We start from the raw sequence: 24,633 nt of genomic DNA, 5'->3' as shown, positions 1-24,633 counted from the left end.
CGGGCAATTGTGAACGCAAAAGGGCGGCGTACCGAATGCCGGTACGCGCCCTTTTCGATTTCAGCTGGCTTGGGAGAAGCTCAGTACACGCGGGCCTTGGGCTTGATGTACTGCACGTCTTCCGTGAGCGTGTATTCGTGGACCGGGCGGTAATCGAGACGGATTTCGCCGCCCTTGCCGCCCCAGCCGTTGAACCAGCCGACGGTGTGCTTCATCCAGTTCGCATCGTCGCGGTTCGGGAAGTCCTCGTGCGCGTGGGCGCCGCGGCTTTCCTTGCGCGCCTGGGCGCCGTGCAGAGTGACCGAAGCCTGCGAGATCAGGTTGTCCAGTTCCAGCGTTTCCACCAGGTCCGAATTCCAGATCAGGCCGCGATCGGTGACCTTGATGTCCTGCATGCGCTCATAGGTCTTGGCGAGCTTGTCCTTGCCTTCGACCATGAGTTCATCGGTGCGGAACACGGCGGCGTGTGCCGACATGGTGCGCTGCATTTCGGTGCGCACTTCCGCCGTCGGCGAACCGCCGTTGGCGTTGCGGAAGTGGTCGAGACGGCCCAGCGCGAGATCCGCCGAATCCTTCGGCAGTTCCGCCTGATTGACGCCCGGCTTGACGATCTCCTTGAGGCGGTGGCCGGTGGCGCGGCCGAAGACCACGAGGTCGATCAGCGAGTTCGAACCCAGACGGTTGGCACCGTGAACCGAGACGCAGGCCGCCTCACCCACCGCGAACAGGCCCGGCACCACGGTGTCCGGATTGCCGTCCGGTCCGATGGTGACGACTTCGCCGTGATAGTTACAGGGAATACCGCCCATGTTGTAGTGAACGGTGGGAACGACCGGCAGCGGCTGACGGGTCAGGTCGACGCCCGCGAAGATCTTGCCGCTTTCGGTGATGCCCGGCAGACGCTCGCCCAGCACCTTGGGATCGATGTGATCGAGGTGCAGGTAGATGTGGTCCTTGTGCGGGCCGACGCCGCGGCCTTCGCGGATTTCCAGCGCCATCGAGCGCGAGACGACGTCGCGCGAGGCGAGATCCTTCGCGGAAGGCGCATAGCGCTCCATGAAGCGCTCGCCTTCGGAGTTGGTCAGGTAGCCGCCCTCGCCGCGCGCGCCTTCGGTGATGAGCACGCCCGCACCGTAGATGCCGGTGGGGTGGAACTGCACGAATTCCATGTCCTGCAGCGGAAGACCCGCGCGCAGGACCATGCCGCCGCCGTCGCCGGTGCAGGTATGGGCCGACGTGGCGGTGTAGTAACTACGTCCGTAACCGCCCGTCGCCAGCACGACAGCCTGCGAACGGAAGCGGTGGATCGAACCGTCATCCATGCAGAGCGCGATCACGCCCACGCACTTGCCGCCGTCCATGATGAGGTCGATGGCGAAGTATTCGATGAAGAAGTCCGCGTCGTACTTCAGCGACTGCTGATAGAGCGCGTGCAGCATGGCATGACCGGTACGGTCGGCAGCGGCGCAGGTGCGCTGCACCGGCGGACCTTCGCCCATGTTCTGCATGTGGCCGCCGAACGGGCGCTGGTAGATCGTGCCGTCGGCATTGCGGCTGAAGGGCACGCCGGCGTGCTCCAGTTCGTAGACCGCCGCCGGGGCTTCGCGCACCATGTATTCGATGGCGTCCTGGTCGCCCAGCCAGTCCGACCCCTTGACGGTGTCGTACATGTGCCAGGTCCAGTGGTCCGGCGAGTTGTTGCACAGCGAGGCGGCGATGCCGCCCTGCGCCGCAACGGTGTGCGAGCGGGTCGGGAAGACCTTGGTGATGCACGCGGTGCGAAGGCCGGCTTCGGCCGAGCCCATGGTGGCGCGCAGACCCGAGCCACCGGCGCCGACGACGACGGTGTCATAGGTATGGTCGATAATCTTGTAGGCAGGGCCCGAGGCGTTTTGGGTCATCAATGGGCTCCCAGCGCGAGACGAATGACGCAGAAGACGCCGAAAGCGATCCCGGCGCAGGCGGAAAGGTTCAGCGCCGCGATGCAGGCGAACTTGTTTGCGTGATCGTGGACATAATCCTCGACGACGACCTGAAGCCCGATGCGTGCGTGCCAGAAGGTGGTCACGACGAGCAGGATCATCGCCACGGCGGGAACCGGGCGCACAATCCACTCGACGACGGTTGCATAGCTCAGATCCGGCAGCAGCAGGATCGAGACCACGAGAAACAGCACCGAGAGAAGGTTGCCGATGGCGGTGAAGCGTTGCAGCAGCCAGTGGTGAACACCGGTCTTCGCCGAACCGAGGCCGCGAACGCGGCCGATGGAAGTTCCGTTACCCATATTTCCCGTTCCTCAGCGAAGCAGCAGGATCGCCCAGAAGGCGACGGTGAGGATCACACCCAGGACCGGCGAAAGGATCGACCAGGTCTTGTTGATCGTCAGTTCGAACCCGGCGCGACGTCGAGGGCGAAGTGGCGAAGGCCGCTCATCATGTGCGTGAAGAAAGCCCAGGAAATGCCGACGAGAACGACATAGCCGATCGGCGTGGTCATCGCCCAGCTGAACGTCTCGTAGGCGGCAGGGCCACCGGCGAGCGCCCCGAGCCACCACAGCAGCACGGCGAGGCCGGCGAATGCCATGCCATCACCGGTCACGCGGTGAAGAATCGAGACGAACATGTGAGGGCCCCAACGCCAGATCTGGAGATGGGGCGAAAGCGGACGGTTCCTGGTGCCGTCTTTGGCCATGGCTCTTTCGAATCCCTTTTGCCTTTGCAGCAGCCCAAGGCTGCCCCTGTCGAGAAGTCCCCTTAGACAAATCGCCGCTTGGCGCAAGTTCCGCGAAGCACATCGCGGATGCATCGCACACAAGCGACTTTCCCGGAGCCTCATCGACAATCGGGCGCAGATGGTACGCGGGACGACCCGTCCCACTGGCTTTGGCCGCCCCTCCGCACTAAAGCGCCAACCCATGAAGAGACCCATGAGCCGCCTGTCGAACATGCTCGCCCCCGCGTTTCTGCTGGGCGCCTGTTCCACCGCGCCCGGCAGCGCAGCACCTGCAACCGACAGCGCGGAGGCACCCCCATCGAGGCTCGCCGCCGCCTGTGAAGGGCACGATGGCTGGGCCGATGCCGCTCCGCCCGCCCACCTTTACGGCAACACCTGGTATGTCGGCACCTGCGGCATTTCCGCTATTCTCATCACCGGCAAGCAAGGCCACATCCTGATCGACGGCGGCCTTCCCGAAGCGACACCGATGGTTCTGGCCAATATCCAGGCGGCCGGATTCAAGGTGAAGGACGTGCGCTGGATTCTCTCCAGCCACGAACACTTCGACCATGCAGGCGCTCTTGCGGAGCTGCGACGCGCGACCGGCGCGCGGCTCGCCGCATTGCCTGCCGCCGCCGAAGTGCTCGAAACCGGCAAGGCCAACCCGAACGATCCGCAATTCGGCCAGCTCGACCCATTCCCGGCGGTTCACGTCGACAAGCGCCTCTCGGGCGGGGAAAGCATCACGCTGGGCGACATCACCGTCACCGCCCGCGCCACGCTCGCTCACGCTGCCGGATCGACGAGCTGGACATGGCAGTCATGCGGCAAAGAGGGCAAATGCCTGACCATCGCATATGCGGACAGCGCAAGCGCGATTTCGGCCAAGGGCTACCGCTTTACCGACCACCCCGACCGCATTGCCGATGTCCGGGAAGGGTTGCGCCGAATCGCCGCCCTGCCCTGCGACCTGCTGGTCACGCCGCACCCCGGGGCAAGCGATCTCTTCACACGGCTAGCGGGCAAGTCCCCGCTGGTCGATCCCACCGCCTGCCGTACTTATGCGGCTGCCGCCAATGCCCGCTTCGACCAGCGCCTTTCCGAAGAAGCCGCCGCCGCAGCGAAGGAGACCCGTTCGTGAGCTGGAAGATCACCGCTTATGCCCCGCGCACCGTCATCGAAGGCGCCCTTGTCGCTCACGAGGATGCATTCGACTGGGACCCCGACATCGTCCTTTCGGGCAGCGAGATCGCCGAAGACAAACCGGACGACTGGCAGCTTGAAGCATGGCTGGCCCACAAGCCGCGCAAGGCCGACAAGGACGCCGTCGCCGCCCTGTTCGGCGGCAAGCCGCCAAAGTTCATTGTCGAGGAACTGCCGGAAACCGACTGGCTGGTAACGAGCCAGCAGGGACTCGAACCGATCCGCGCGGCCGCTTCCACGTCCACACGCCCGAACATCCGGTTTCTGACGATCCCTGCATAACCGATTTCACCATACCCGCCAGCCAGGCTTTCGGCACCGGCCAGCACGCCACGACCGCCGGCTGCCTCGCCATGCTGACGCATATGAAGGCGCAGGGGCTGGTCGTTCGCAACCACGCCGATATCGGGACGGGCACGGGACTGCTGGCCTTCGCAGCGATGTCGCTCTGGCCACGGGCACTCGCGACCGCGAGCGATATCGATCAGGTCTGCTACGGCGTCGTGGAAGACAATGCCGCCGCGAATGGAGTCAGCCTCGGCGCGCGCGGCGGCGAACTGGCCATGACCATCGCGGACGGCATGGACCACCCCCTGCTGGCAGCGCGCGGCCCATACGACCTCATCATGGCCAATATCCTCGCCGGCCCGCTGGTTTCCCTTGCGCCGGACTTCGCCAAGTCCCTTGCTCCGGGGGGTAGCCTCGTCCTTGCGGGCCTGCTGGAAACGCAGGAGGCCGCCGTGCGCCGCGCCTGTCGCCGTGCCGGGCTTCGTCTCGCCGCCAGACTGGTAAACGGAGACTGGTCGATCCTGTGGATGCGGGCGCGTCGCCGATAGCGCGCACGCTTCACCGCACGAACAACTCGCCCAGTCGCAACCGCCGTCATTTCCAAAAACAGCAGATGATCGTGGTTAAACCGAACTTAACGCAAGTCAACGAAAGTTAAATCTCCGAGGAAAAAAAGCCTCGGAGATTTACCCATTCATTTCAGGGAATTACCTGGCAATTGGTTAACGATGATTAACCAAGACCGGTTCCGAATAATTAAAGGATTCGGCCAAGAATTAAGGCCAAGGGGGGCTGGTAACAACAGCTCAAGAGGCCAAAAATGCTTCAATCTGAACTAGACAGGCCGAAGGCCGTCGTCGGACCCCTGGGTGAAGCGCTCGACAAGGGCAGCCTTCCGCCACGCAACACGTCTCGCTGGGTAGTTCGCCGTAAGGCGGAAGTCGTAGCTGCGGTCAACGGAGGGCTCCTGACGATCGCCGAGGCTTGCGACCGCTACGGCCTCACTCTCGAGGAACTGGCATCGTGGCAACGCGCCGTCGAGCGTGAAGGAATGGCCGGCCTGCGCGCCACCCGGGTACAGCACTACCGTCACATGCACGAAAGGCAGGGACGAAACTCCTGATAATCCGCTCGCCGGCGTTCACGCCGACGAGCGGCAGGGGGCCCTCCCTGGGCGCCCTGCCCTTTCTCAACCGGCGCTGCGCACGATCTCGGCCCACCCGGCTTCATCGATCACTTCGATACCGAGCTCGGCAGCCTTCTTGAGCTTTGAACCGGCACCGGGACCAGCGACCAGCAAGTCCGTCTTTGCCGATATGGACCCGGCCGCCTTGGCACCAAGACGCTCAGCCTGAGCCTTTGCCTCGTCGCGGCTCATCGTTTCCAGCTTCCCGGTAAATACCACCGTCTTGCCCGCCACGACGCTTTCCACCGTCTCGACGACGTAAGGCGGGGGAGCGACCTCCGAAAGCAGGTCGTCCCAGACCTGACGGTTATGCTCTTCGTGGAAGAAATCGCCCAGCGCCTCCACCACGGCCGGACCGATGCCGTCGATCGACACCAGTTCGGCATAAGCCTCGCTACCCAGCGCCGCAGCCTCCTCGCCTTCCTTGGCGTGGGCCTGTTCGGCCAGCAGCCGCAAGGCCGGCAACGTCTCGAACCGCTTCATCAGGTCGCGCGCTGTGACGGCTCCGACATGGCGGATTCCGAGCCCGAAGAGCAGCCGGGCCGCATCTGGCGCGCGCTTGTTTTCCACTGCGGCCAACAGGTTGTCCACAGACTTGTCCTTCCACCCGTCAAGCGCGAGAATCTCGTCGCGACGCTTGCGCAGACGGAAGATATCGGCCGGACTTTCGAGCCAGCCCCTGGCGAAGAACTCGTCGATAGTCCGTTCCCCCAGCCCTTCGATGTCGAGGGCTCCCCGGCTGACGAAGTGCTTGAGCCGTTCCGTCCGCTGGGCCGGGCAGATGAGGCCGCCCGTGCAGCGCACATCGACTTCCCCCTCTTCCGCAACCGCCTCGCTACCACATTCCGGGCAGTGATCCGGGAAGTGGAACGTCGCCCTCTCCTCGGCGCGCGTCAGGTTATCCACGACCTGTGGAATCACATCGCCGGCGCGCTGCAGGACCACGCGATCCCCTGGCCGGACGCCAAGACGCGCAATCTCGTCGCGATTGTGCAGAGTGACATTGGTAACGGTCACGCCTCCGACCAGAACCGGCTTGAGCCGCCCGACCGGCGTGAGCTTGCCCGTGCGCCCGACCTGAACGTCGATCGATTCAAGAACGGTTTCGGCGCGCTCTGCCGGAAACTTGTGAGCCATTGCCCAGCGCGGCGCCTTGGCCACGAAACCAAGCCGCTGCTGCCAGTCGAGGCGATCGACCTTGTAGACGACGCCATCGATCTCGAACGGCAAGCCGGGCCGGCCATCGCGAATGACGCGATAGGCCTCCAGCACTTCCTCAAGCGTATGGCACAGGCGGAATTGCGGGGAGACCGGAAGCCCCCAGGATTCGATCCGGCGGATCACCTCGTGCTGGCTGACCCCCGGCACATGGCTCGCGGCGCCCCAGCCATGCGCCCAGAAACGCAGCGGGCGCTTCGCGGTGACAGCCGCATCCTTCTGGCGCAGCGAACCGGCTGCGGCATTGCGCGGATTGGCGAACTGGCGGACCTTGCCCTCGTCGAACACCTCGCCCCTGGCCTCCGCATGTGCGCGCGCTTCAGCCATCAGGGCCTGGTTCAGCGCCGCGAAGGCTGCCTTCTCCATGTAGACCTCGCCGCGCACCTCGAAGACTTCGGGAACATCCTCTCCCTTCAGTTCCTGCACGACATCGGCGATATGCGCGACATTGGCGGTAACGTCCTCGCCCACCATGCCATCCCCGCGCGTGGCGGCGCGGACCAGCCTGCCTTTCTCATACCGCAGCGAGCAGGAAAGACCGTCGATCTTGTCCTCCGCCGTCATCGCTACCGGCTCCTCCGCCGATAGCGAAAGAAAGCGCCGGACCCGGCCCACGAACTCCGCCACTTCCTCGTCAGTGAAAGCATTGTCGAGGCTCATCATGCGAACCTCGTGCGTCACTTTCGACAGGGGCGAGCCGGCCACTTCGTGCCCGACCTGATTCGATGGACTGTCGGAGCGGGCGAGATGGGGGAACGCCAATTCCAGTTCAGCATTGCGCCGCACCAGGGCGTCATATTCGGCATCCGAAATCTCGGGCGCATCCTCGGCGTGATAAAGGCGGTTGGCGCGCTTTATCTGGCGCGCCAGGCGCATCAGTTCATTGGCCGCTTCGGCTTCTCCGATCGCGGAAGCAATCTCGGGGCCGATCTCGGAGCGGGTCTCAGTGCTGGTCATTGCGCGGTAATAGGCCAGAGCGATGCGGGTTGGAATTCCCCCGACGCGTTAATCCCCTTCGATCGGATCGAATTCGAGGTGCAACGCCGCCAGCGCGCGTAGGATGTAAGTCGGCTCGTAATCGAAATGCAAAGCCTCGGCGGGGCCATGATGGGCCTCGGACAAACGGATGTTGCCCATGCGGGCGAGCAGCCGCTCGATACTCGTCACCACTTCGCGCCGGGCCAGCGGAGCACCGATGCAGGTATGAGCGCCCCTGCCGAACGCGAGATGCTCCTTGATCCTCGGCCGGTCCATGTCGAACTGCCCCGGTTCCGCGAAGCGCCTGGGGTCCCGGTTGGCGGCCATGTGCGACAGCAGGACGGCGGTGCCAGCCTTGATCTCCACTCCGCCCAGCGTCGTCGTCTTCTGGCACATGCGCCCGCCGCTCTTCACCGAACCGTCGAACCGCAGCACTTCCTCGACGAAATCACCGATCCGAGCCCGGTTTCCACGCAGTTCCTGCTGGATATCGGGCCTCGTCGCGATGATCCGGAACGCATTGGCAAGAAGCCGATTCGTCGTGTCCTGCCCGGCGCCGAAAAGGAATGCCGCAAGGCTGGTGAGGTCGACCAGCGAAGGCTTCCCGCCATCGGGATAGCTCGCCGTGGCCAATTCGCTCAGGATATCCTCACGCGCCAGCAGGCCGTGCAAAGGCTTCATCAACGGATGGGCGACGATGCGCCGCTGGGCGATCAGCCTGAACAGATCCTTCCCCACCCCCACTAGCGGGTTCTTGAGCATGTCCTCCTCGCTGGCATCCATCGGCACGGGTATCGCTCCCTCAAGCAAGGCCCTGAATTTCGCGCGGCTTCGTTCAGAAAGGCCCAGGAGATCGGAAATGACAAGCGCGCCATAGGGACCGCCGTATTGGCGCACGAGGTCGACCTTTCCGTCCCTGGCGAATTCGTCGATCAGCGATTCCGCCGTGGCGAGCAGCTTCGGCTGCAGATCCTTGAGGCGGCTCGGCGTAAACAGCCGCGCAATGATGGAACGAAGGTCAGCGTGGCGCGCACCGCCCTCGGTCACGATCTGATCGGCAAACGGTATCTGCCGGCGATGCGCCTCCAGCTTCTCCGAGATGTCATCCCCATCGGCTCTGAAAGGCAGGTCGGCAACCGGGCCGGTGACGGCATTGATCGAGGAGAAATGCTCCGTATCCAGCATGATCTGGACAGTCTCATCGTACCCCGTCACCGCCACGGCGTTACGATATGGCAGTCGCACCACCGGGCCTTGCGCGCGCAGGTAATCGAAATAGGCATGTGGATCGTCGACGAGCGAGACGTCGGTATACCAATCGGCGGTTTCGTAGGCTTGTTGATGAGACACCCGTTGCTCTCCCGATTTTATGATCTCCTATGTATCATATATGGATGAGGCGTCATAGCCGGACTGTCCACGCCGCGGCGATGCGATCCCCTCCCCGATTGGCGACAGGCGCGCTATGACAAGGCCATGCCCACGATCATGCCGCCTGACGCGCCCGCCCTGCCCGCAGCGTTCGATATCCTTGGAATCGCCGTCTTCGCGCTGACCGGCGCCCTTTCGGCGGCCCAGTTGCGGCAGACTTTCGTGACCGTCGCATTCTTCGCGCTCATGACCGGCGTGGGCGGCGGCACCTTGCGAGATCTCCTCATCGGAGCGCCGGTCTTCTGGGTTCGCGATCCTTTCGTGGCCCCCGTATGCCTCGCGGTCGCGACCCTCGCCTGGTTCACGCCGGTACGCTGGTGGCAGGGACAATTGCTGGAGTGGGCCGACGCATTGGGTCTTGCGGTCTATTCGGTGTTCGGAACCATCAAGGCCATGGCCTGGGGCGTGCCACCGATTCCGGCGATGGTCATGGGCGTCGCCACCGGCTGCGTCGGCGGCATCGTCCGCGATGTCGTGGCCGGACAGCCTTCGATCCTGATGCGGCCGGAACTATACGTGACAGCCGCAGCCCTGGCAGCAACCGTCGCGGCGGCGGGTATAGCCCTCGGCATCGCCCCTCAACTGACCTGGGCCATAGCCGCAGCGGCGGGATTCGCACTGCGCGGAGCCGCTATCTACTGGTCCCTGGGGCTGCCCGCTCACGAAGGAACGGACAGCGAATCCTGAAGGGGCTCAGTCGGGAATCTTCAATCCCGTCCACCGCGCAACGAACGAGAGGACATCCGCGCCTTCCTCGATCGCCTTGTCGGTCGGCTTGCCGGAGCCATGTCCCGCCCGCGTCTCGATACGGATCAGATGCGGCTTGTCACCCAAGGGCGCGGCCTGAAGCGCCGCCGCATATTTGAAGGAATGCCCCGGAACCACACGATCGTCGGTATCCGCGGTGGTCACGAGAATCGCCGGGTAATCCGTGCCCGCCCGGATGTTGTGATAGGGTGAATAGGCCTTCAATATCCGGAAATCCTCTTCCCGGTCAGGATAGCCATAGTCGTCCACCCAATAGCGACCGGCAGTGAAGCGGTCGAAGCGCAGCATGTCCATGACGCCGACCTGCGGCACCCCGGCCGCGAAAAGATCGGGCCGCTGGTTCAGCACGGCCCCCACGAGAAGCCCGCCGTTCGACCCGCCCTGGATCGCAAGGCCATCCTTTGAAGCGATCCTTCGGCCTTGAGATACTCGCCGGCGGCGATGAAGTCGTCGAACACGTTCTGCTTGTTGGCACGGCGCCCGGCATCGTGCCAGGCGCGTCCATACTCGCCGCCGCCGCGCAGGTTCGCCATGGCAAAGGCGCCTCCGGCCTGGACCCAGGCCATGCGACTGGCCGAGAAACCCGGTGTCAGGGAAATGTCGAAACCACCATAGCCATAGAGCAGCGTCGGCACGGCCTTGCCCGACTGCACCACGTCCTTGCGCCGCACGAGGAACATCGGCACCCGCGTGCCGTCCCTCGACGTATAGAAGCGCTGCTCGACCACGACGTCCGAAGGGTCGAAATCCATCACCGGCTCCGCGAAGGGCTCGGACATGCCGGTATCGAGGTTCATCCGGAAGATCGCTGCCGGACGGTTGAAGCTCGTGAAGGAGTAGAAGGTCTCAGGGTCTCCGGGCTTGCCCCGGAACCCGGAAGCCGTCCCGATACCGTTGAGCGCAAGCGCACGGCCGGCTTGCCGTCAAGCCCGAATCTCGGCATGGCTCGCCGCGTCACGCATATAGTTGAGAACGAGTTGCTGGCCGACGATACCGGCCCGCTCCAGAATGTCCTCGCGCTGCGGGACGACTTCCGCGAAGGCCGGAGCCTTCGCCCCGAGATCGATACTGATGAGCCGGTAGCGCGGTGCACTTTCGTTGGTGACAAACCAGAGCTTCTGTCCGGCCCCTTCGACAAGCCGCCAGTCGTCCTTGAAACCCGTCACCACGGGCTTTGCGTCCCACCCCGCCTTCTTGCGCTTCGACAGGTCGATCACATGCACATCGTAGCGCGAATCCGTGCCGATATGCGAGGTGATGACAGCAAGCCGCCCGTCCTGCGTCACTTCGGCGGCGTGGCCGTAATCCGGATGGTCCGGCGTGGAGTAGACCAGTTCGTCGGCGCTCTGCGGCGTACCGAGCCGGTGGAAATAGATCGCCTGGTTGTAGTTCAGGCTCTGGAACGCGGCCCCTTCCTCAGGCGCCGGGAATCGCGAGTAGAGGAAGCCCTCCTCCCCGATCCAGGCCAGCGCGCTGAACTTGACCCAGCGCAGTTCGTCATCCAGCGCCTTGCCCGTGGTTACATCCAGCACGTGAAGCACACGCCAGTCACTCCCGCCGTCCTGCACACTATAGAGCAGATAGCGACCTTCGTGAGAGGGCTCCCACGCATCCAGTGCCGTGGCACCGTCCTTCGCCCAGGCGTTGGGATCAAGCAGCATCCGCGGCGCACCGTGAAGTCCGTCGCGCACGAAAAGCTGCGACTGGTTTTGAAGCCCGGTGTTTCGGGTATAGAAGTACCGCTTGCCAGCCTTGATCGGCAAACCGAACCGCTCGAAGTTCATCAACGAACTGATCCGCTGCTTGAACCAACTACGCTGCGGCAGTCCTTCAAGGTAAGCTTCGGTGAAGGTCGATTCCTTCTCGACCCAGGCGGCGACTTCCGGATCGTGCCGCACATCGTTTTCGAGCCAGCGGTACGGATCCGCGATGCGCTCGCCGAACAGGGTTTCAACGAGATCGTCGCGGCGTGTTTCGGGATAAGTCATCGGAACCATCGTCTGCGCTGAAACAGGTACCACCGCAAGGCTGGAAGCGGTGGAAAGAAACACGGCCCCAAGCAGGCCCGACAGACGATACATCACGTTCTCCCGAAACAAAAAGAAAGGCGGCCGCGAGGTATTCCCGCGACCGCCCTGCAATCTCTTTGCCGGCTCCTCTACGAAGCCGACTGCCGAAAGGCGATCAGGCCTCGGCGTATTCCTCGGTGTCGGTGGTCACCGGGCCCGAGTCCTTGCCCTTTTCCGAAACGTCGCGGTCGACGAGTTCGATGATCGCAATCGGGGCGGCGTCCGAAGCGCGGATGCCTGCCTTGATAATGCGGGTGTAGCCACCGTTGCGGCCGGCATAACGCTCGGCCAGAACTTCGAAGAGCTTCTTTTCCTGCGCTTCGTCCATCAGGCGAGCGTGCGCCAGACGACGATTCGAAAGGCCGCCATGCTTCGCGAGCGTGATCAGCTTTTCGAGGTAAGGACGCAGTTCCTTCGCCTTCGGCGTGGTGGTCTGGATCTGCTCGTGCTTGATGAGAGCGGCGGCCATGTTGCGCAGAAGGGCGGCGCGGTGGCCCGAGGTGCGCTGCAGCTTGCGCTGACCATGCTTATGACGCATTTCATATACTCCGTTCGTCAGGCAGCCGTTCAAGGTACTGCCTGCCGGGCGATGTGGTTCGGCCATCGCCCAAAGCCGGTTCACTTACGTGTGAGTGGCGCCCTCAACCCGAAAACGGCGAAGGAGTCAAGCCGGAACGGGCCTACTACTGCTGGACAAGCACCCATAACGGCGGACCCAGCGTCAACACACCAATCAGCGCTGCCGCCAGAGAGGCGATTAGAACAGCCCCGGCCGCAACATCCTTGATCCGACCTATGACAAGGTCGAACCCCGGTTCGATCCGGTCGCAAAGCTCCTCGATCGCCGTATTGAACGCCTCGGCGAGCCACACCATGGCCATCGCCAGGACGAGCCACCGCCAGTCGTCCATCGAAACTCGCAGCCAGATGCCTGCCGCCACGACGCACAGCGAAGCGGCGAGGTGTATCCGCGCGTTATGCTCGCCATGAACAAGCCTGCGCAGTCCGCGCCACGCATAGATGACACTCCTGAAGCGTGCGCCAAGACTGAAGCGAGTCCGCGCCGATAGCACGTCGGAAGGTTCGATCATGCCAGCACGCTAAACAGCCGCACGCAAATCGGCCAGACCCGATTGCACCTGCTGCCCAGGGAGCAGTTCCCCAAAGAAAAAGGCCCCGCATTCCTGCGGAGCCCTCTTCAATTCGGTATCGAAGTAACCGATCAGCCGAGCAGTTCCTGCTCCAGCTTCTTGGCCATTTCTTCGATGTTCTCGGGCGGCCAGCCCGGAATGTCCATGCCGAGGCGCAGACCCATCGAGGAAAGAACTTCCTTGATCTCGTTGAGCGACTTGCGGCCGAAGTTCGGCGTACGCAGCATCTCGGCTTCGGTCTTCTGGACCAGATCGCCGATATAGATGATGTTGTCGTTCTTGAGGCAGTTGGCCGAACGTACCGACAGCTCCAGTTCGTCCACCTTCTTGAGAAGGTAGCGGTTGAGCTGGTTGGTATCGCTCTCTTCCGAGGCAGCAGCGCCGCCAGCAGCCATGCCGATCATCGGCGAGGCGCCAACCGGTGCGATGTCCTCGAAGTGGACGAACAGCGCAAGCTGGTCCTGGAGGATGCGCGCAGCATAAGCCACGGCGTCTTCCGGGGTCACGGTACCGTCCGTTTCCACCGTCAGATTGAGCTTGTCGTAGTCAAGCTCCTGACCGATGCGGGCGTTGTCCACCTTGTAGCTGACCTGACGCACCGGCGAGTAGAGCGAATCGACCGGGATAAGTCCGATCGGTGCGTCCACGGGACGGTTCGACACGGCGGGGACGTAGCCCTTGCCGGTGTCGGCGGTCAGTTCCATGTTGAGCGTGGCACCCTCGTCGAGGTGGCAGATCACGAGGTCCTTGTTCATGACCTCGATGTCACCCGAGACGGCGATGTCGCCCGCCTTGACCGCTGCCGGTCCGGTAGCCGACAGTTGGAGACGCTTCGGGCCTTCGCCCTGCATCTTGAGCGCGATCTGCTTGACGTTGAGGACGATGTCCGTGACGTCCTCGCGCACACCGGCCAGCGACGAGAATTCGTGCAGCACGTTCTCGATCTTGATCGAGGTGATCGCAGCACCCTGCAGCGAGGAGAGCAGCACGCGACGCAACGCATTGCCGAGCGTCAGGCCGAAACCGCGCTCGAGAGGTTCGGCGACGAAGGTCGCCTTCAGCTTGGGGTCGGGTCCCGGCTTGATCTCAAGGCTGTTCGGCTTCTTGAGTTCCTGCCAGTTCTTGATGTTGACAGTCATGGACTTCCCCTGGGAGTGATGGCGGTTACGCCCCGGAGCCTGGTGGAAAGGCTCGGGACGTTCCGAAGCCCGGACGACGACCGGTTCGTCGTCCGGATTAGCTCGATCAGACGCGGCGACGCTTGGAAGGACGCACGCCATTGTGCGGGATCGGCGTCACGTCGCGGATCGAGGTAATGGTGAAGCCGACCGCCTGGAGGGCGCGCAGGGCGCTCTCACGGCCCGAACCCGGGCCCTTGACTTCGACTTCGAGAGTGCGGACGCCGTGTTCGGCGGCCTTCTTGCCGGCGTCGTCAGCGGCGACCTGCGCGGCGTACGGCGTCGACTTGCGGCTACCCTTGAAGCCCATCATGCCTGCCGAGGACCAGCTGATCGCATTGCCCTGGGCGTCGGTGATGGTCACCATGGTGTTGTTGAAGCTGGCGTTCACATGCGCGATGCCGCTGGTGATGTTCTTGCGCTCGCGGCGCTTAATGCGCTGGGGTTCGCGTGCCATGATCGTGTATCCTGTCGAAAAATCGCTGGGGGAAACCGGATGGGCCGATTGCTCGGCCCGAACGGCTTACTTCTTCTTGCCGGCGATCGGCTTAGCCTTGCCCTTGCGGGTGCGCGCATTGGTATGCGTGCGCTGGCCACGAACCGGCAGACCCTTGCGGTGACGCAGGCCACGGTAGCAGGCGAGGTCCATCAGGCGCTTGATGTTCATCGCGGTTTCGCGACGAAGGTCACCTTCAACCGTGTGATCGGCGTCGATGGTTTCGCGGATCTGCAGGACTTCGGCGTCCGACAGGTCCTGAACACGGCGGCTGTGATCGATGCCGAGCTTGTCGGCGATCTCGAGAGCCTTGGTACGACCGATACCATGGATGTAGGTGAGCGCGATGATAACGCGCTTGTTGGTGGGGATGTTTACCCCGGCAATACGAGCCACTTAAATCTCCATGCTCCACAGGAGCGCCCTAGGGACGACCCCCATCTCAACGCTTTTCACCCGAAAGGCGTAAATGACAAAAGGTCCGGTTGGCGGCACGCTTGTTGCCAACGCCCCCGGACTTGCCGAAACCTTTGAGTGAAGGGCGCGCATAGGACGATTCGAAAGGCGTGTCAACGCCCGCGAACCGTGCCGCTCGATCACCGGCCCCGTGTGGGCGGCGAGAGCAGACCTTGCGCCAACTGTTTACCGCATCCGCGTACGGTAGTCAAAGAAAGCGAAAATCGCCGCGCAGGAAGCCCCACGCGGCGCATCGTCACGGCAGCGCCACCGGCACGCATACCGCAAACGAGAACGGCCGGACTTTCGCCCGGCCGCATCATCAGGATTTCAGGACCGCTTCGATGGCTGCGGTGACATCGTCCATGTCAGCCATGCCATCGACCCTGGCAACGATTCCCTGCGCCTCATAGATCGGCAGGATCGGCGCAGTTTTCGCACGGTACTCTGCCAGACGAGTCCTAACGGTCTCCGCATTGTCGTCAGGACGGCGCTTGAATTCCGTCCCACCGCACTTGTCGCAGACCCCGGGAACCTTGGGTTGCTCGAACTTGTCGTGATAGCCCTTCCCGCAACTGGCGCAGGAAAAACGGCCGGTGATCCGCTCGACAAGCGCCTCTTCGTCGACTTCAAGTTCGATCACGTGATCGAGCTTGCGACCACGTGCGGCCAGGATTCCGTCAAGCGATTCGGCCTGAGCCGCCGTGCGCGGATAACCGTCGAAAATCGCACCGGCACCGGACCCCATGGCGTCCAGTTCGTCTCCGATCAGAGCTGAGACGATCTCGTCCGAAACGAGCTCGCCACGCTCCATCACTGCCTTGGCTTCCAGCCCGGTAGGCGTACCAGCCTTCACCGCAGCGCGGAGCATGTCGCCAGTCGAAAGCTGGCGCATGCCATGCCGCTCGACCAGACGCTGCGCCTGGGTGCCCTTGCCCGCCCCCGGCGGGCCCAACAGGATGATATTCACGCCTTACCCCTCATTTGTCCCTGGCGAGCGCCGATCAGCGCAGTCTGCCTTTCAGTTTCGCCTTCTTGATCAGGTCGCCATACTGGTGTGCCAGCAGGTGCGACTGGATCTGCGTGATCGTGTCGACGGTCACGTTGACGACGATCAGCAAGCTCGTTCCACCCATGAAGAGCAACGGCAGACCGGTCATCGAGAGGAAGTACTCCGGAACGGTGCAGACGATGGTCAGGTAGATCGCTCCGATCACGGTGATGCGGGTCAGCACGTAATCGAGATAATTCGCGGTGTTCTTGCCCGGGCGAATGCCGGGAATGAAGCCACCGTTCTTCTTCAGGTTGTCAGCGGTTTCCTCGGGATTGAAGACGACCGCAGTGTAGAAGAAGCAGAAGAACACGATGCCCGCTGCATAAAGCAGCATGTAGAGCGGCTTGCCGTGACCGAGGTACTGGTTCAGCGAAACGACGATCTTGCCCCAGGTCGATTCCGGGTTCAGCGATTTACCCGCGAACTGAGTGATCGTCAGCGGCAGCAGCAGCAGCGAACTGGCGAAGATCGGCGGGATCACGCCTGCGGTGTTGATCTTCAACGGCAGATGGCTGCGATCGGCCTGCATCATCCCGCGCTGAGTCGCCCGCTTCGGATACTGGATCAACAGACGGCGCTGCGCACGTTCCATGAAGCAGATCATCAGGATCATGGCGACGATCAGCACGATCAGCGCAATGATGAGGATCGAGCCCGTGTCGCCCGCGCTGTAGGCCTGTCCGACGTTCGTCGCGAACGTCGGCATCTGGGCGACGATGCCCGCCATGATGATGAGCGAAACACCATTGCCGATGCCGCGCGAGGTGATCTGCTCACCAAGCCACAGCAGGAACATCGTGCCCCCGACGAGCGAAATCACGGCACCGATGCGGAACACCAGGCCAGGATCGACGACGGCCTGAAGCCCGTTCGAAGCGCCGTACGCCTCAAGGCTGACCGCGAGGAACCAGCCCTGGATCGCGCAAAGGAGAACTGCGCCATACCGGGTGTACTGGTTAAGCTTCTTGCGGCCGGTTTCGCCTTCCTTCTTCAGCGCCACCAGTGCGGGGTGGAGCGATGCGGCGAGCTGGACCACGATCGACGCCGTGATGTAAGGCATCACGCCGAGCGCGATGAGGCTCATTCGCGAAAGCGAACCGCCCGAGAAAGTGTTGAACAGGTCGAGAATGCCGCCCTGCGTCTTGCTGTAGAGCTGCGAGAGAATCAGCGGGTTCACGCCGGGAAGCGGAACGAAGCTCAGGAAGCGGAAGACGATCAGCGCACCGATGGTGAACCAGATTCGGTTCTTTAGCTCGGTGGCTTTCGAGAAGTTGGCCAGGCTCAGAGTGCTGGCGATATTGTCGGCGCGGGAAGCCATGACGATTTGTAAAGCCTCGATAGTCGGTTCGGGTCTGCCTTAGCGACTGCATGAAGGCTTGTCGAACCCCGGTTCTGGTCCGCTCATATAGACATTCGCGCCGGCTCTGGAAGACCTGTCGCCGAAAGGCAGTCTGAATGAAGAGAGGGCGAAGCGCATCGCGCCCGCCCTCCCCCTATGAGCATATCGCGGTTGCGATGGCTCAGGCTTCGGCGGCTTCCTTGGCAGGAAGAATCACCGAACCACCAGCCTTCTGGACCGCTTCCACGGCACCCTTCGAAGCACCGGCAACGTTGAACTCGACCTTGGTGGTCAGTTCGCCCTTGCCCAGCAGGCGGACGCCGTCCTTGCCACCACGAGCCAGGCCAGCGGCCTGGAGAACCGCGTGATCAACGGTGCCCGAGATGTCCAGCTTACCGGCGTCGATCGCCTTCTGGATCATGCCGAGGTTCACTTCCGCGTAATCCTTGGCGAACTTCTTGTTGCTGAAGCCGCGCTTCGGAAGGCGCATGTGAAGCGGCATCTGGCCGCCTTCGAAGCCGTTGATCGAAACGCCCGAGCGTGCCTTGGCACCCTTCTGACCACGACCAGCGGTCTTGCCCTTGCCCGAGCCGATGCCACGGCCGACGCGGATGCGACGGTGACGGGCGCCGGCGTTGTCGCGGATGTCATTCAATTTCATAGTCTGCACTCGCTTTCGCTTTTAGTCGCGCTAATGGGAAGGCGCGGCCCATAAGCGAACCGCGGCGCAATGTCACCCCCGAATCCGGAACTGCGGCTCTTAACTGCCTCGGAGGCGGATCATGAGCTTCCCGTTTCCGGGGATCGAACGGCCTTCAGCGTCTCGTGCGGGCTTCCATTTGAACACCTCGGCACCAAGCCGGCAAATATCCGCGTCGAACTCTGGTGAAACAGTTTTCGGTTCGAAAGAACAAGAGGTTACGCGCCCACCAGCGTTAACGGTGAACTTCAATTCATGACGAGTGAGCTCGTCCTTATTGAAGATCGTGCCGTAACGATCGCCCAGTTTCGCCAGTTCGGCGTTGAATTGCGCCTTGTTTCCATCGGGCAAGGCCGGCTCTTCCGCGAGGCGGGCATAATCGGCCTCAGGCACAAGCGCCTTCATCTTCAGGACCATTTGCAGCCAGCCCTGCGCTCGCGCAATCTGCATCGGCGAATCGCGATCCATGAGTGCCTGGCATTGTGCTCCGGAAGGACTGGCCTGCCGTGCAAGCAGGAAACGAGCCGCTCCGTCACGATGATAGGCAATTGCCCAGGCAAGCGACGTCATTCCGAACAGATCTGGGGAATCGATGGTCTGCGGCGCATCCAGCGCATCACCTGTCGGGTCGGCCGAAGGTTCCTCGTCAAGCATCCGCCGCAAAGCCGCAACATTGCCGCGGCGCGCTGCATCGGCGAGCGTGGCGTTTTCTGGCAACGGGCCGAGCTTTGCGTAACCATAAGCGCGCTCTGGACCCTTCGCGACGTTAGGCTCCTGCGCTGCAGCCCCCTTCTTCACAGCCAGGACGGGAACGGACCGGCACACGTCTCGATATGGATACGCCGGATCAGCGATCAGCGCTTCATTGAAAGTCCGTGCAAATGTCGCGAGCCGATCTTCGGTCCCACCGCTCGGCGCCTCACTGGGCGCGGGCGTCGGTAGCGAATCCTCACCGAAGTAGGTCACGACACGCGCCATCCGGGGAGATAGTCCTCCCCGTAGCACGCATTGAGCACCGAACTGGCTGGTGTCGATGCCGCCAAGCGTCACCGCAGCGACAAGCCGGAAATCTCCGGCCGCCGCAGCCTTGCGCGCCTCGGCAACCGGATCGGCCTGTCCTGACGCGAGAAGCGTCTTGAGCGCCTTGTCGGCCTCGCGATCACGCTCCAGCGTAGCGGGATCGGCGAGCGGATCGTTACAGGCCGGCTCGGCAGCCGGACTCTCCTGAACATAGGTTTCACCGTTATCGGGCGGCTCGCTGCCTTCACATCCCGAAAGAGCGAGAACGGCCAGAGACAGTGATGTGGCCGCGATGGTCCTGCGAAGCAAAGTATCCCCCGGGGAAATCCAGATCTCCGCGCTTAACACAAGTGGCACCAAAGGTGGAGGAACCGACACGGCTACGCACGGATTATGCGCAGCATCGATAAGACGCGGGATAAGGGAATGTAAAGCTCGACCGAAACGAAAAAGGCCCCGACGTTTCCGCCAGGGCCCTTCCGGTTATCGTGCCTGATACAGGCTGATCAGTCGATCACCACAACCATGTGTGGCAGCTTCGCGATCGCACCACGGACTTCCGGGGTGTCTTCGCGTTCGACGACCTTGTGCATCTTGCCCAGGCCAAGACCGATGAGGATCTTCTTCTGGCTTTCGGGGCGACGGATCGGCGAACCGATCTGCTTGATCTTGATCTTTGCCATGAGCCTTACTCCACGATGGCTTCGGCAGCGGCCTCGGCCTCTGCTTCGCTGACGCCACCGCGACCAAGCAGGTCGGCGACCTTCTTACCACACGCTGGGCAACCGACTTCGGCGAAGTCTGGTTGACGAGCGCGTCGAAGGTGGCGCGGATCATGTTGTACGGGTTCGAGGTGCCCACCGACTTGGTGACGACGTCAGCGACGCCCAGGCTCTCGAACACGGCGCGCATCGGGCCACCGGCGATGATGCCGGTACCGGCCGGAGCCGAACGCACGTTCACCTTGCCGGCGCCGAAGTGGCCCTTGCCGTCGTGGTGAAGAGTGCGGCCTTCCTTGAGCGCCACGCGGACCATCTTCTTCTTGGCAGAAGCAGTGGCCTTCGTGATCGCCTCGGGAACTTCGCGAGCCTTGGCGTGGCCGAAGCCGACACGGCCCTTGCCGTCGCCTACGACGACCAGCGCAGCGAAGCCGAAGCGCTTACCGCCCTTGACCGTCTTCGAGACGCGGTTGATGTGGACGAGCTTCTCAATGAGCTCCTCGCCCTGTTCCTCGTCGTTGTTGCGGCCACCGCGACGGTCATCGCGACGGCCACGGCCGCCACGCTCACCGCGTTCACCGCGACCACGACCGCGACCGCGACCCTCACGGGTCTCCTGCGCTTCGCCGCCCTGCGGCTGCTCAGCGGCGATCGGCGCTTCGTTGATGTTTTCGTCAGCCATGATCAGAACTCCAGCCCGCCTTCACGGGCGGCATCGGCCAGCGCCTTGACGCGGCCATGGAAGAGGAAACCGCCACGGTCGAACACGACCGAAGTGATACCCGCCTTCTTGGCGGCCTCGGCGAGTTCCTTGCCCACGCGGATCGCGGCGTCCTTGTCAGTGCCCTTGGCGCCAAGCGTGTTGGCGGCGGCCACCGTACGGCCCTGCGCATCGTCAATGATCTGCGCATAGATGTGACGGCCGGTGCGGTGCACCGACAGACGAGGACGGCCGCCCGAACGAGCCTTCAGTGCGGTACGAACGCGACGAGCGCGGCGATCGAAAAGAGACAGCTTGGCCATTACTTCTTCTTCCCTTCCTTGCGGAAGATGAACTCGCCACGGTACTTGATACCCTTGCCCTTGTAAGGCTCGGGCTTGCGCCAGCGACGGATCTCGGCCGCAACCTGGCCGACCTTCTGCTTGTCGATACCGGAAATCTCGACCGTGGTGTTATCCGGGGTCTTGATTTCGATGCCCTCGGGGACAGCGACGTCAACGTCGTGCGAGAAGCCAAGCTGAAGCTTGAGCGTCTTGCCCTGCGAATTCGCACGGTAACCAACGCCCTTGATCTCAAGAACCTTGGTGTAACCGTTGGTGACGCCCTCGATGAGGTTGGCCACCAGCGTACGCTGCATGCCCCAGTGGCTGCGGGCAGCCTTGGTCTGGTTGGCGGGCTGAACGGCAATCGAACCTTCCTCGACCGAGTAGGTCACGAGGTCCGACAGACCCAGCGTCAGGGTGCCCTTCGGGCCCTTGACGGTCAGGATGCCGTTATCGATGGCGGCAGTGACCCCGCCAGGGATCACAACCGGCTTTTTGCCGATGCGGCTCATTAGAACACCTCCGCCAGCACTTCGCCGCCGACGTTGGCAGCGCGCGCTTCGGCATCCGAAAGCACGCCGCGCGGCGTCGAGACGATGGTGATGCCGAGGCCATTGCGAACAACCGGGAGTTCCTTCGAACCCGAGTAGACGCGGCGGCCAGGCTTGGAGACGCGAGCGATGTGCTTGATAGCAGGCTCGCCTTCGAAATACTTCAGCTCGATGCGCAGCTGCGGATGAGCGCCGGTAGCGTCATCGCTGTAGCCACGGATGTAGCCTTCGCGCTGGAGAACTTCCAGAACGCGCGCACGAAGCTTGGATGCGGGCGAAAGAACGGTGTCCTTCTTCGCCTGCTGCCCGTTGCGGATGCGGGTGAGCATATCACCCAGGGGATCGGTCATAGCCATTGCTTCGTACCCTTACCAGCTCGACTTGGTCACGCCGGGGATCATGCCCTTGTTGGCAAGATCACGCAGCTCGATGCGGCAGAGACCAAACTTGCGGTAGTAACCGCGCGGACGGCCGGTGGTCGCGCAACGATTGCGAACCCGGGTCGGGTTGCCGTTACGCGGGATTTCGGCCAGCTTCAGACGGGCGATGAGACGCTCGGTTTCGTCGAGCGATTCATCATCGGCAACCGCCTTAAGGCGCGCGTACTTGCCTGCATACTTCTTAACGAGCTGCTTGCGGCGCTCGTTCTTGTTCACGGAACTCAGTTTCGCCATGGACTTAAGCTCTCTTCCTCAGCGGCGGCTCACGCCGCTTCCTTCTGTTCCGACTCTTCAGCCGGGAACGGGAAACCGAACAGACGGAGCAGCTCGCGCGCTTCCTCGTCGGTCTTTGCGGTGGTGGTGACGATGATGTCCATGCCACGCACCTTCTCGATCTTGTCGTAGCTGATCTCCGGGAAGATGATCTGCTCCTTAAGACCCATCGCGTAGTTGCCCCGGCCGTCGAAAGACTTCGGGTTCAGACCACGGAAATCGCGAATGCGGGGCATTGCGATCGTGATGAGGCGATCGAGGAATTCGTACATGCGTTCGCGGCGCAGGGTAACCTTGCAACCGATCGGCATGCCTTCGCGCAGCTTGAACTGTGCGATCGACTTGCGGGCCTTGGTGATCACCGGCTTCTGACCAGCGATGGCTTCCATTTCCGCAGCGGCAGTCTGGACCTTCTTCTTGTCCTGGCTGGCCTCGCCCACACCCATGTTGAGCGTGATCTTTTCGATCTTGGGCACTTCCATTGCGTTCTTGTAACCGAACTTCTCGGTCATCGCCTTGACGACGGCGTCGTCATAGCGGGTGCGCATGCGCGGAGTGTAATCAGCCATCGATGGTCTCCCCGGACTTCACGGCCACGCGGACCTTCTTGCCGTCCTTGGTTTCGAAGCGAACGCGCGTCGGCTTGCCGTCCTTGTCGGCGACCGCGATCTTGCTGATCGCCATCGGGGCCGGAATGCGCTCGATGCCACCCTGCGGGTTCTGCTGGGTCGGCTTGCGGTGACGGGTTGCGACGTTCACGCCTTCAACCACGACCTTGCCGTCCTTCGGGAGAACCTGAAGCACGGTGCCGGTGCGGCCCTTGTCCTTGCCGGACAGGACGACGACGGCGTCACCCTTCTTGATCTTCGAAGCAGCCATTACAGCACCTCCGGAGCGAGCGAGATGATCTTCATGAAGCCCTTGCCGCGCAGCTCGCGAACGACGGGGCCAAAGATACGAGTGCCGATCGGCTCCTCGTTCTTGTTGATGAGCACCGCCGCGTTGCTGTCGAAGCGGATAACGCTGCCGTCTGCACGGCGCACGTCCTTGCGGGTACGCACGATCACCGCACGGTGAACGTCACCCTTCTTCACGCGGGCGCGGGGCTGCGCCTCCTTTACCGACACCACAATGATGTCGCCAACGCCTGCGAAACGACGCTTCGAGCCACCCAGCACCTTGATGCACTGGACGCGCTTGGCGCCGCTGTTGTCCGCGACGTCGAGATTGGATTGCATCTGGATCATCGATCCGGGTCCTTCTCAACTGGCTTGCCGGAACCAGTCCGGCAGTTCCTAAAAAGACAGGCCCACTAGGGGCCCGAGTCGCCTTGACGGGCGAAGTGCGGGCCTTTGCCGCATTCTCCCGTCCAGGTCAACACTCTGCTTTCGGCCTGGAGGCCGAGGTCCTTAGACCTCTGCTTCCAGTGCCGTGCCCTTGCTCGCCTGAAGACGGTCAAGAACCTTCCAGGTCTTGGTCTTCGAGTAGGGCTTCGTCTCCTCGATGCGGACACGTTCGCCGGTCTTGAAGGCGTTGTCCTCATCGTGAGCATGGTACTTCTTCGAGCGGCGGATGATCTTCCCGTAAAGGGGGTGCTTCACCTTGCGCTCGACCAGTACGGTAACGGTCTTGTCGGTCTTGTCGGAAACCACGGTCCCGATCAGAATACGCTTGGGCATCGTGTGTCTCCTCAGGCCTGCGCCGCGCGCTCGGCCTGGAGCGTCTTGATGCGCGCGATGTCACGGCGGACTTCACGCACCCGCGCCGGGGCTTCGAGCTGGTTGGTCGCGGCCTGGAACCGCAGGTTGAACTGTTCGCGCTTAAGGTCGGCGAGGTCAGCGGTCAGCTGATCGTCGGTCTTGGCACGAAAGTCTTCGATCTTGTTTGCCATGATTCGACTTCCTTACTCGCCGCCAAGGTGCGAAGTGTCGCCGAGGCGAGCCACGACCTTGGTCTTGATCGGCAGCTTCATCGCAGCGCGGCTGAAAGCCTCGGCTGCGAGCGGGCCAGCGACGCCGTCCAGTTCGAACAGGATACGGCCGGGCTTGACGCGGGCCGCCCAGTATTCGACCGAACCCTTGCCCTTACCCTGACGGACTTCAGCAGGCTTCTTCGAAACCGGCACGTCGGGGAAGACGCGGATCCAGAGACGACCCTGGCGCTTGATGTGACGCGTGATCGCGCGGCGAGCCGCTTCGATCTGGCGGGCGGTGATCCGCTCGGGCTCGAGGGCCTTGAGGCCGTACGAACCGAAGTTCAGGTCGGTGCCGCCCTTGGCATCACCCTTGATCCGGCCCTTGAAAGCCTTGCGGAACTTGGTCTTTTTCGGTTGCAGCATGGTGCTTACTCTACCTCA

General features: G+C 62.8%; 27 protein-coding genes and 4 pseudogenes. 4 read left to right on the top strand and 27 right to left on the bottom strand.

Features of this window, described 5'->3' with window-relative positions; all coding sequences use genetic code 11:
- Positions 1-80: 80 nt before the first annotated feature.
- The 3 genes and pseudogenes from sdhA to sdhC form a co-directional block, all read right to left on the bottom strand.
- Positions 81-1,901, bottom strand: coding sequence for a succinate dehydrogenase flavoprotein subunit (gene sdhA, locus ADT71_RS22245; protein WP_054440358.1), 1,821 nt, complete (start codon positions 1,899-1,901; stop codon positions 81-83).
- A complete protein-coding gene (gene sdhD, locus ADT71_RS22240; protein WP_054440356.1) occupies positions 1,901-2,284 on the bottom strand; it encodes a succinate dehydrogenase, hydrophobic membrane anchor protein in 384 nt (127 codons plus the stop codon). Before sdhD ends, sdhA begins: the two co-directional genes overlap by 1 nt.
- A 12-nt stretch (positions 2,285-2,296) precedes the next feature.
- Positions 2,297-2,691 (bottom strand): annotated as a pseudogene (gene sdhC, locus ADT71_RS22235) (succinate dehydrogenase, cytochrome b556 subunit).
- Positions 2,692-2,914: 223 nt separating this feature from the next.
- On the opposite strand from sdhC, the gene bla reads away from it, so the two are divergent.
- The 3 genes and pseudogenes from bla (at position 2,915) to ADT71_RS30645 (ending at position 5,329) form a co-directional block, all read left to right on the top strand.
- Positions 2,915-3,856 carry a subclass B3 metallo-beta-lactamase gene (gene bla, locus ADT71_RS22230; protein WP_231636101.1) on the top strand — a complete coding sequence of 314 codons (942 nt, stop codon included), beginning with the start codon at positions 2,915-2,917 and terminating at the stop codon, positions 3,854-3,856.
- Positions 3,853-4,754 (top strand): annotated as a pseudogene (locus ADT71_RS22225) (50S ribosomal protein L11 methyltransferase). The gene bla and the pseudogene ADT71_RS22225 overlap by 4 nt, the downstream one beginning before the upstream one ends.
- A gap of 272 nt (positions 4,755-5,026) precedes the next feature.
- Positions 5,027-5,329: a DUF1153 domain-containing protein gene (locus ADT71_RS30645; RefSeq protein ID WP_082370497.1), complete on the top strand. Its 303-nt coding sequence runs from the start codon at positions 5,027-5,029 to the stop codon at positions 5,327-5,329.
- A 66-nt stretch (positions 5,330-5,395) separates the two neighbouring features.
- Here ADT71_RS30645 and ligA read toward each other — a convergent pair whose 3' ends face one another.
- Positions 5,396-7,567 carry an NAD-dependent DNA ligase LigA gene (gene ligA, locus ADT71_RS22215; protein WP_054440350.1) on the bottom strand — a complete coding sequence of 724 codons (2,172 nt, stop codon included), beginning with the start codon at positions 7,565-7,567 and terminating at the stop codon, positions 5,396-5,398.
- A gap of 48 nt (positions 7,568-7,615) precedes the next feature.
- Positions 7,616-8,938, bottom strand: coding sequence for a cytochrome P450 (locus ADT71_RS22210; protein ID WP_054440348.1), 1,323 nt, complete (start codon positions 8,936-8,938; stop codon positions 7,616-7,618).
- A gap of 138 nt (positions 8,939-9,076) precedes the next feature.
- On the opposite strand from ADT71_RS22210, the gene ADT71_RS22205 reads away from it, so the two are divergent.
- Positions 9,077-9,706, top strand: a complete 630-nt coding sequence (locus ADT71_RS22205; RefSeq protein WP_054440401.1) for a trimeric intracellular cation channel family protein — start codon at positions 9,077-9,079, stop codon at positions 9,704-9,706.
- Positions 9,707-9,712: 6 nt separating this feature from the next.
- Here the strand turns inward: ADT71_RS22205 and ADT71_RS22200 are convergent.
- From ADT71_RS22200 to rplP, 22 genes and pseudogenes are all read right to left on the bottom strand, one after another.
- Positions 9,713-11,868: pseudogene (locus tag ADT71_RS22200) on the bottom strand (prolyl oligopeptidase family protein).
- A gap of 103 nt (positions 11,869-11,971) precedes the next feature.
- Complete coding sequence (gene rplQ, locus ADT71_RS22195; protein WP_054440398.1) at positions 11,972-12,394, bottom strand: 50S ribosomal protein L17; 423 nt, start codon at positions 12,392-12,394, stop codon at positions 11,972-11,974.
- A gap of 145 nt (positions 12,395-12,539) precedes the next feature.
- On the bottom strand, positions 12,540-12,947 hold the full coding sequence (locus tag ADT71_RS22190) for a diacylglycerol kinase family protein (protein WP_054440346.1): 408 nt from the start codon (positions 12,945-12,947) through the stop codon (positions 12,540-12,542).
- A 131-nt stretch (positions 12,948-13,078) separates the two neighbouring features.
- Entirely contained in the window at positions 13,079-14,146 is a 1,068-nt protein-coding gene (locus ADT71_RS22185) for a DNA-directed RNA polymerase subunit alpha (protein WP_054440344.1), read from the bottom strand.
- Between the two features lie 106 nt (positions 14,147-14,252).
- Positions 14,253-14,642, bottom strand: coding sequence for a 30S ribosomal protein S11 (gene rpsK, locus ADT71_RS22180; protein WP_007011846.1), 390 nt, complete (start codon positions 14,640-14,642; stop codon positions 14,253-14,255).
- 66 nt (positions 14,643-14,708) lie between these two features.
- A complete protein-coding gene (gene rpsM, locus ADT71_RS22175) occupies positions 14,709-15,077 on the bottom strand; it encodes a 30S ribosomal protein S13 (RefSeq protein ID WP_021233423.1) in 369 nt (122 codons plus the stop codon).
- 382 nt (positions 15,078-15,459) lie between these two features.
- Entirely contained in the window at positions 15,460-16,107 is a 648-nt protein-coding gene (locus ADT71_RS22170; RefSeq protein WP_054440342.1) for an adenylate kinase, read from the bottom strand.
- 34 nt (positions 16,108-16,141) lie between these two features.
- Positions 16,142-17,509, bottom strand: a complete 1,368-nt coding sequence (gene secY / locus ADT71_RS22165) for a preprotein translocase subunit SecY (RefSeq protein WP_054440340.1) — start codon at positions 17,507-17,509, stop codon at positions 16,142-16,144.
- 202 nt (positions 17,510-17,711) lie between these two features.
- Positions 17,712-18,191 (bottom strand): 50S ribosomal protein L15, encoded by a 480-nt coding sequence (gene rplO, locus ADT71_RS22160; RefSeq protein ID WP_054440338.1) that lies wholly within the window; start codon positions 18,189-18,191, stop codon positions 17,712-17,714.
- Between the two features lie 99 nt (positions 18,192-18,290).
- Positions 18,291-19,559 (bottom strand): hypothetical protein, encoded by a 1,269-nt coding sequence (locus ADT71_RS22155; RefSeq protein ID WP_054440336.1) that lies wholly within the window; start codon positions 19,557-19,559, stop codon positions 18,291-18,293.
- Positions 19,560-19,756: 197 nt separating this feature from the next.
- The gene (gene rpmD / locus ADT71_RS22150; RefSeq protein ID WP_054440396.1) at positions 19,757-19,933 is read right to left on the bottom strand and encodes a 50S ribosomal protein L30; all 177 of its coding nucleotides are present in this window, start codon (positions 19,931-19,933) and stop codon (positions 19,757-19,759) included.
- Between the two features lie 5 nt (positions 19,934-19,938).
- A pseudogene (rpsE, locus tag ADT71_RS30640) lies at positions 19,939-20,651 on the bottom strand (30S ribosomal protein S5).
- 2 nt (positions 20,652-20,653) lie between these two features.
- On the bottom strand, positions 20,654-20,992 hold the full coding sequence (rplR, locus tag ADT71_RS22140) for a 50S ribosomal protein L18 (protein ID WP_054440334.1): 339 nt from the start codon (positions 20,990-20,992) through the stop codon (positions 20,654-20,656).
- Positions 20,992-21,525, bottom strand: a complete 534-nt coding sequence (gene rplF / locus ADT71_RS22135) for a 50S ribosomal protein L6 (protein ID WP_054440332.1) — start codon at positions 21,523-21,525, stop codon at positions 20,992-20,994. Before rplF ends, rplR begins: the two co-directional genes overlap by 1 nt.
- Positions 21,525-21,920, bottom strand: coding sequence for a 30S ribosomal protein S8 (gene rpsH, locus ADT71_RS22130; RefSeq protein ID WP_054440330.1), 396 nt, complete (start codon positions 21,918-21,920; stop codon positions 21,525-21,527). Before rpsH ends, rplF begins: the two co-directional genes overlap by 1 nt.
- 12 nt (positions 21,921-21,932) lie before the next feature.
- The gene (gene rpsN, locus ADT71_RS22125; RefSeq protein ID WP_054440327.1) at positions 21,933-22,238 is read right to left on the bottom strand and encodes a 30S ribosomal protein S14; all 306 of its coding nucleotides are present in this window, start codon (positions 22,236-22,238) and stop codon (positions 21,933-21,935) included.
- Between the two features lie 29 nt (positions 22,239-22,267).
- A complete protein-coding gene (rplE, locus tag ADT71_RS22120) occupies positions 22,268-22,846 on the bottom strand; it encodes a 50S ribosomal protein L5 (RefSeq protein WP_054440325.1) in 579 nt (192 codons plus the stop codon).
- The gene (rplX, locus tag ADT71_RS22115; protein WP_054440323.1) at positions 22,839-23,156 is read right to left on the bottom strand and encodes a 50S ribosomal protein L24; all 318 of its coding nucleotides are present in this window, start codon (positions 23,154-23,156) and stop codon (positions 22,839-22,841) included. The genes rplE and rplX overlap by 8 nt, the downstream gene beginning before the upstream one ends.
- Entirely contained in the window at positions 23,156-23,524 is a 369-nt protein-coding gene (gene rplN, locus ADT71_RS22110) for a 50S ribosomal protein L14 (protein WP_054440322.1), read from the bottom strand. The genes rplX and rplN overlap by 1 nt, the downstream gene beginning before the upstream one ends.
- A gap of 162 nt (positions 23,525-23,686) precedes the next feature.
- Positions 23,687-23,956, bottom strand: a complete 270-nt coding sequence (rpsQ, locus tag ADT71_RS22105) for a 30S ribosomal protein S17 (RefSeq protein ID WP_054440320.1) — start codon at positions 23,954-23,956, stop codon at positions 23,687-23,689.
- Positions 23,957-23,967: 11 nt separating this feature from the next.
- Positions 23,968-24,168: a 50S ribosomal protein L29 gene (gene rpmC / locus ADT71_RS22100; RefSeq protein ID WP_054440318.1), complete on the bottom strand. Its 201-nt coding sequence runs from the start codon at positions 24,166-24,168 to the stop codon at positions 23,968-23,970.
- Between the two features lie 12 nt (positions 24,169-24,180).
- Positions 24,181-24,615: a 50S ribosomal protein L16 gene (rplP, locus tag ADT71_RS22095; protein WP_021233439.1), complete on the bottom strand. Its 435-nt coding sequence runs from the start codon at positions 24,613-24,615 to the stop codon at positions 24,181-24,183.
- Between the last annotated feature and the right edge of the window lie 18 nt (positions 24,616-24,633).

Origin of the sequence: Novosphingobium sp. ST904 (genome assembly GCF_001298105.1) — a bacterium.
GTDB lineage: Bacteria > Pseudomonadota > Alphaproteobacteria > Sphingomonadales > Sphingomonadaceae > Novosphingobium.
This window is presented reverse-complemented; position numbering and strand designations above follow the sequence as displayed.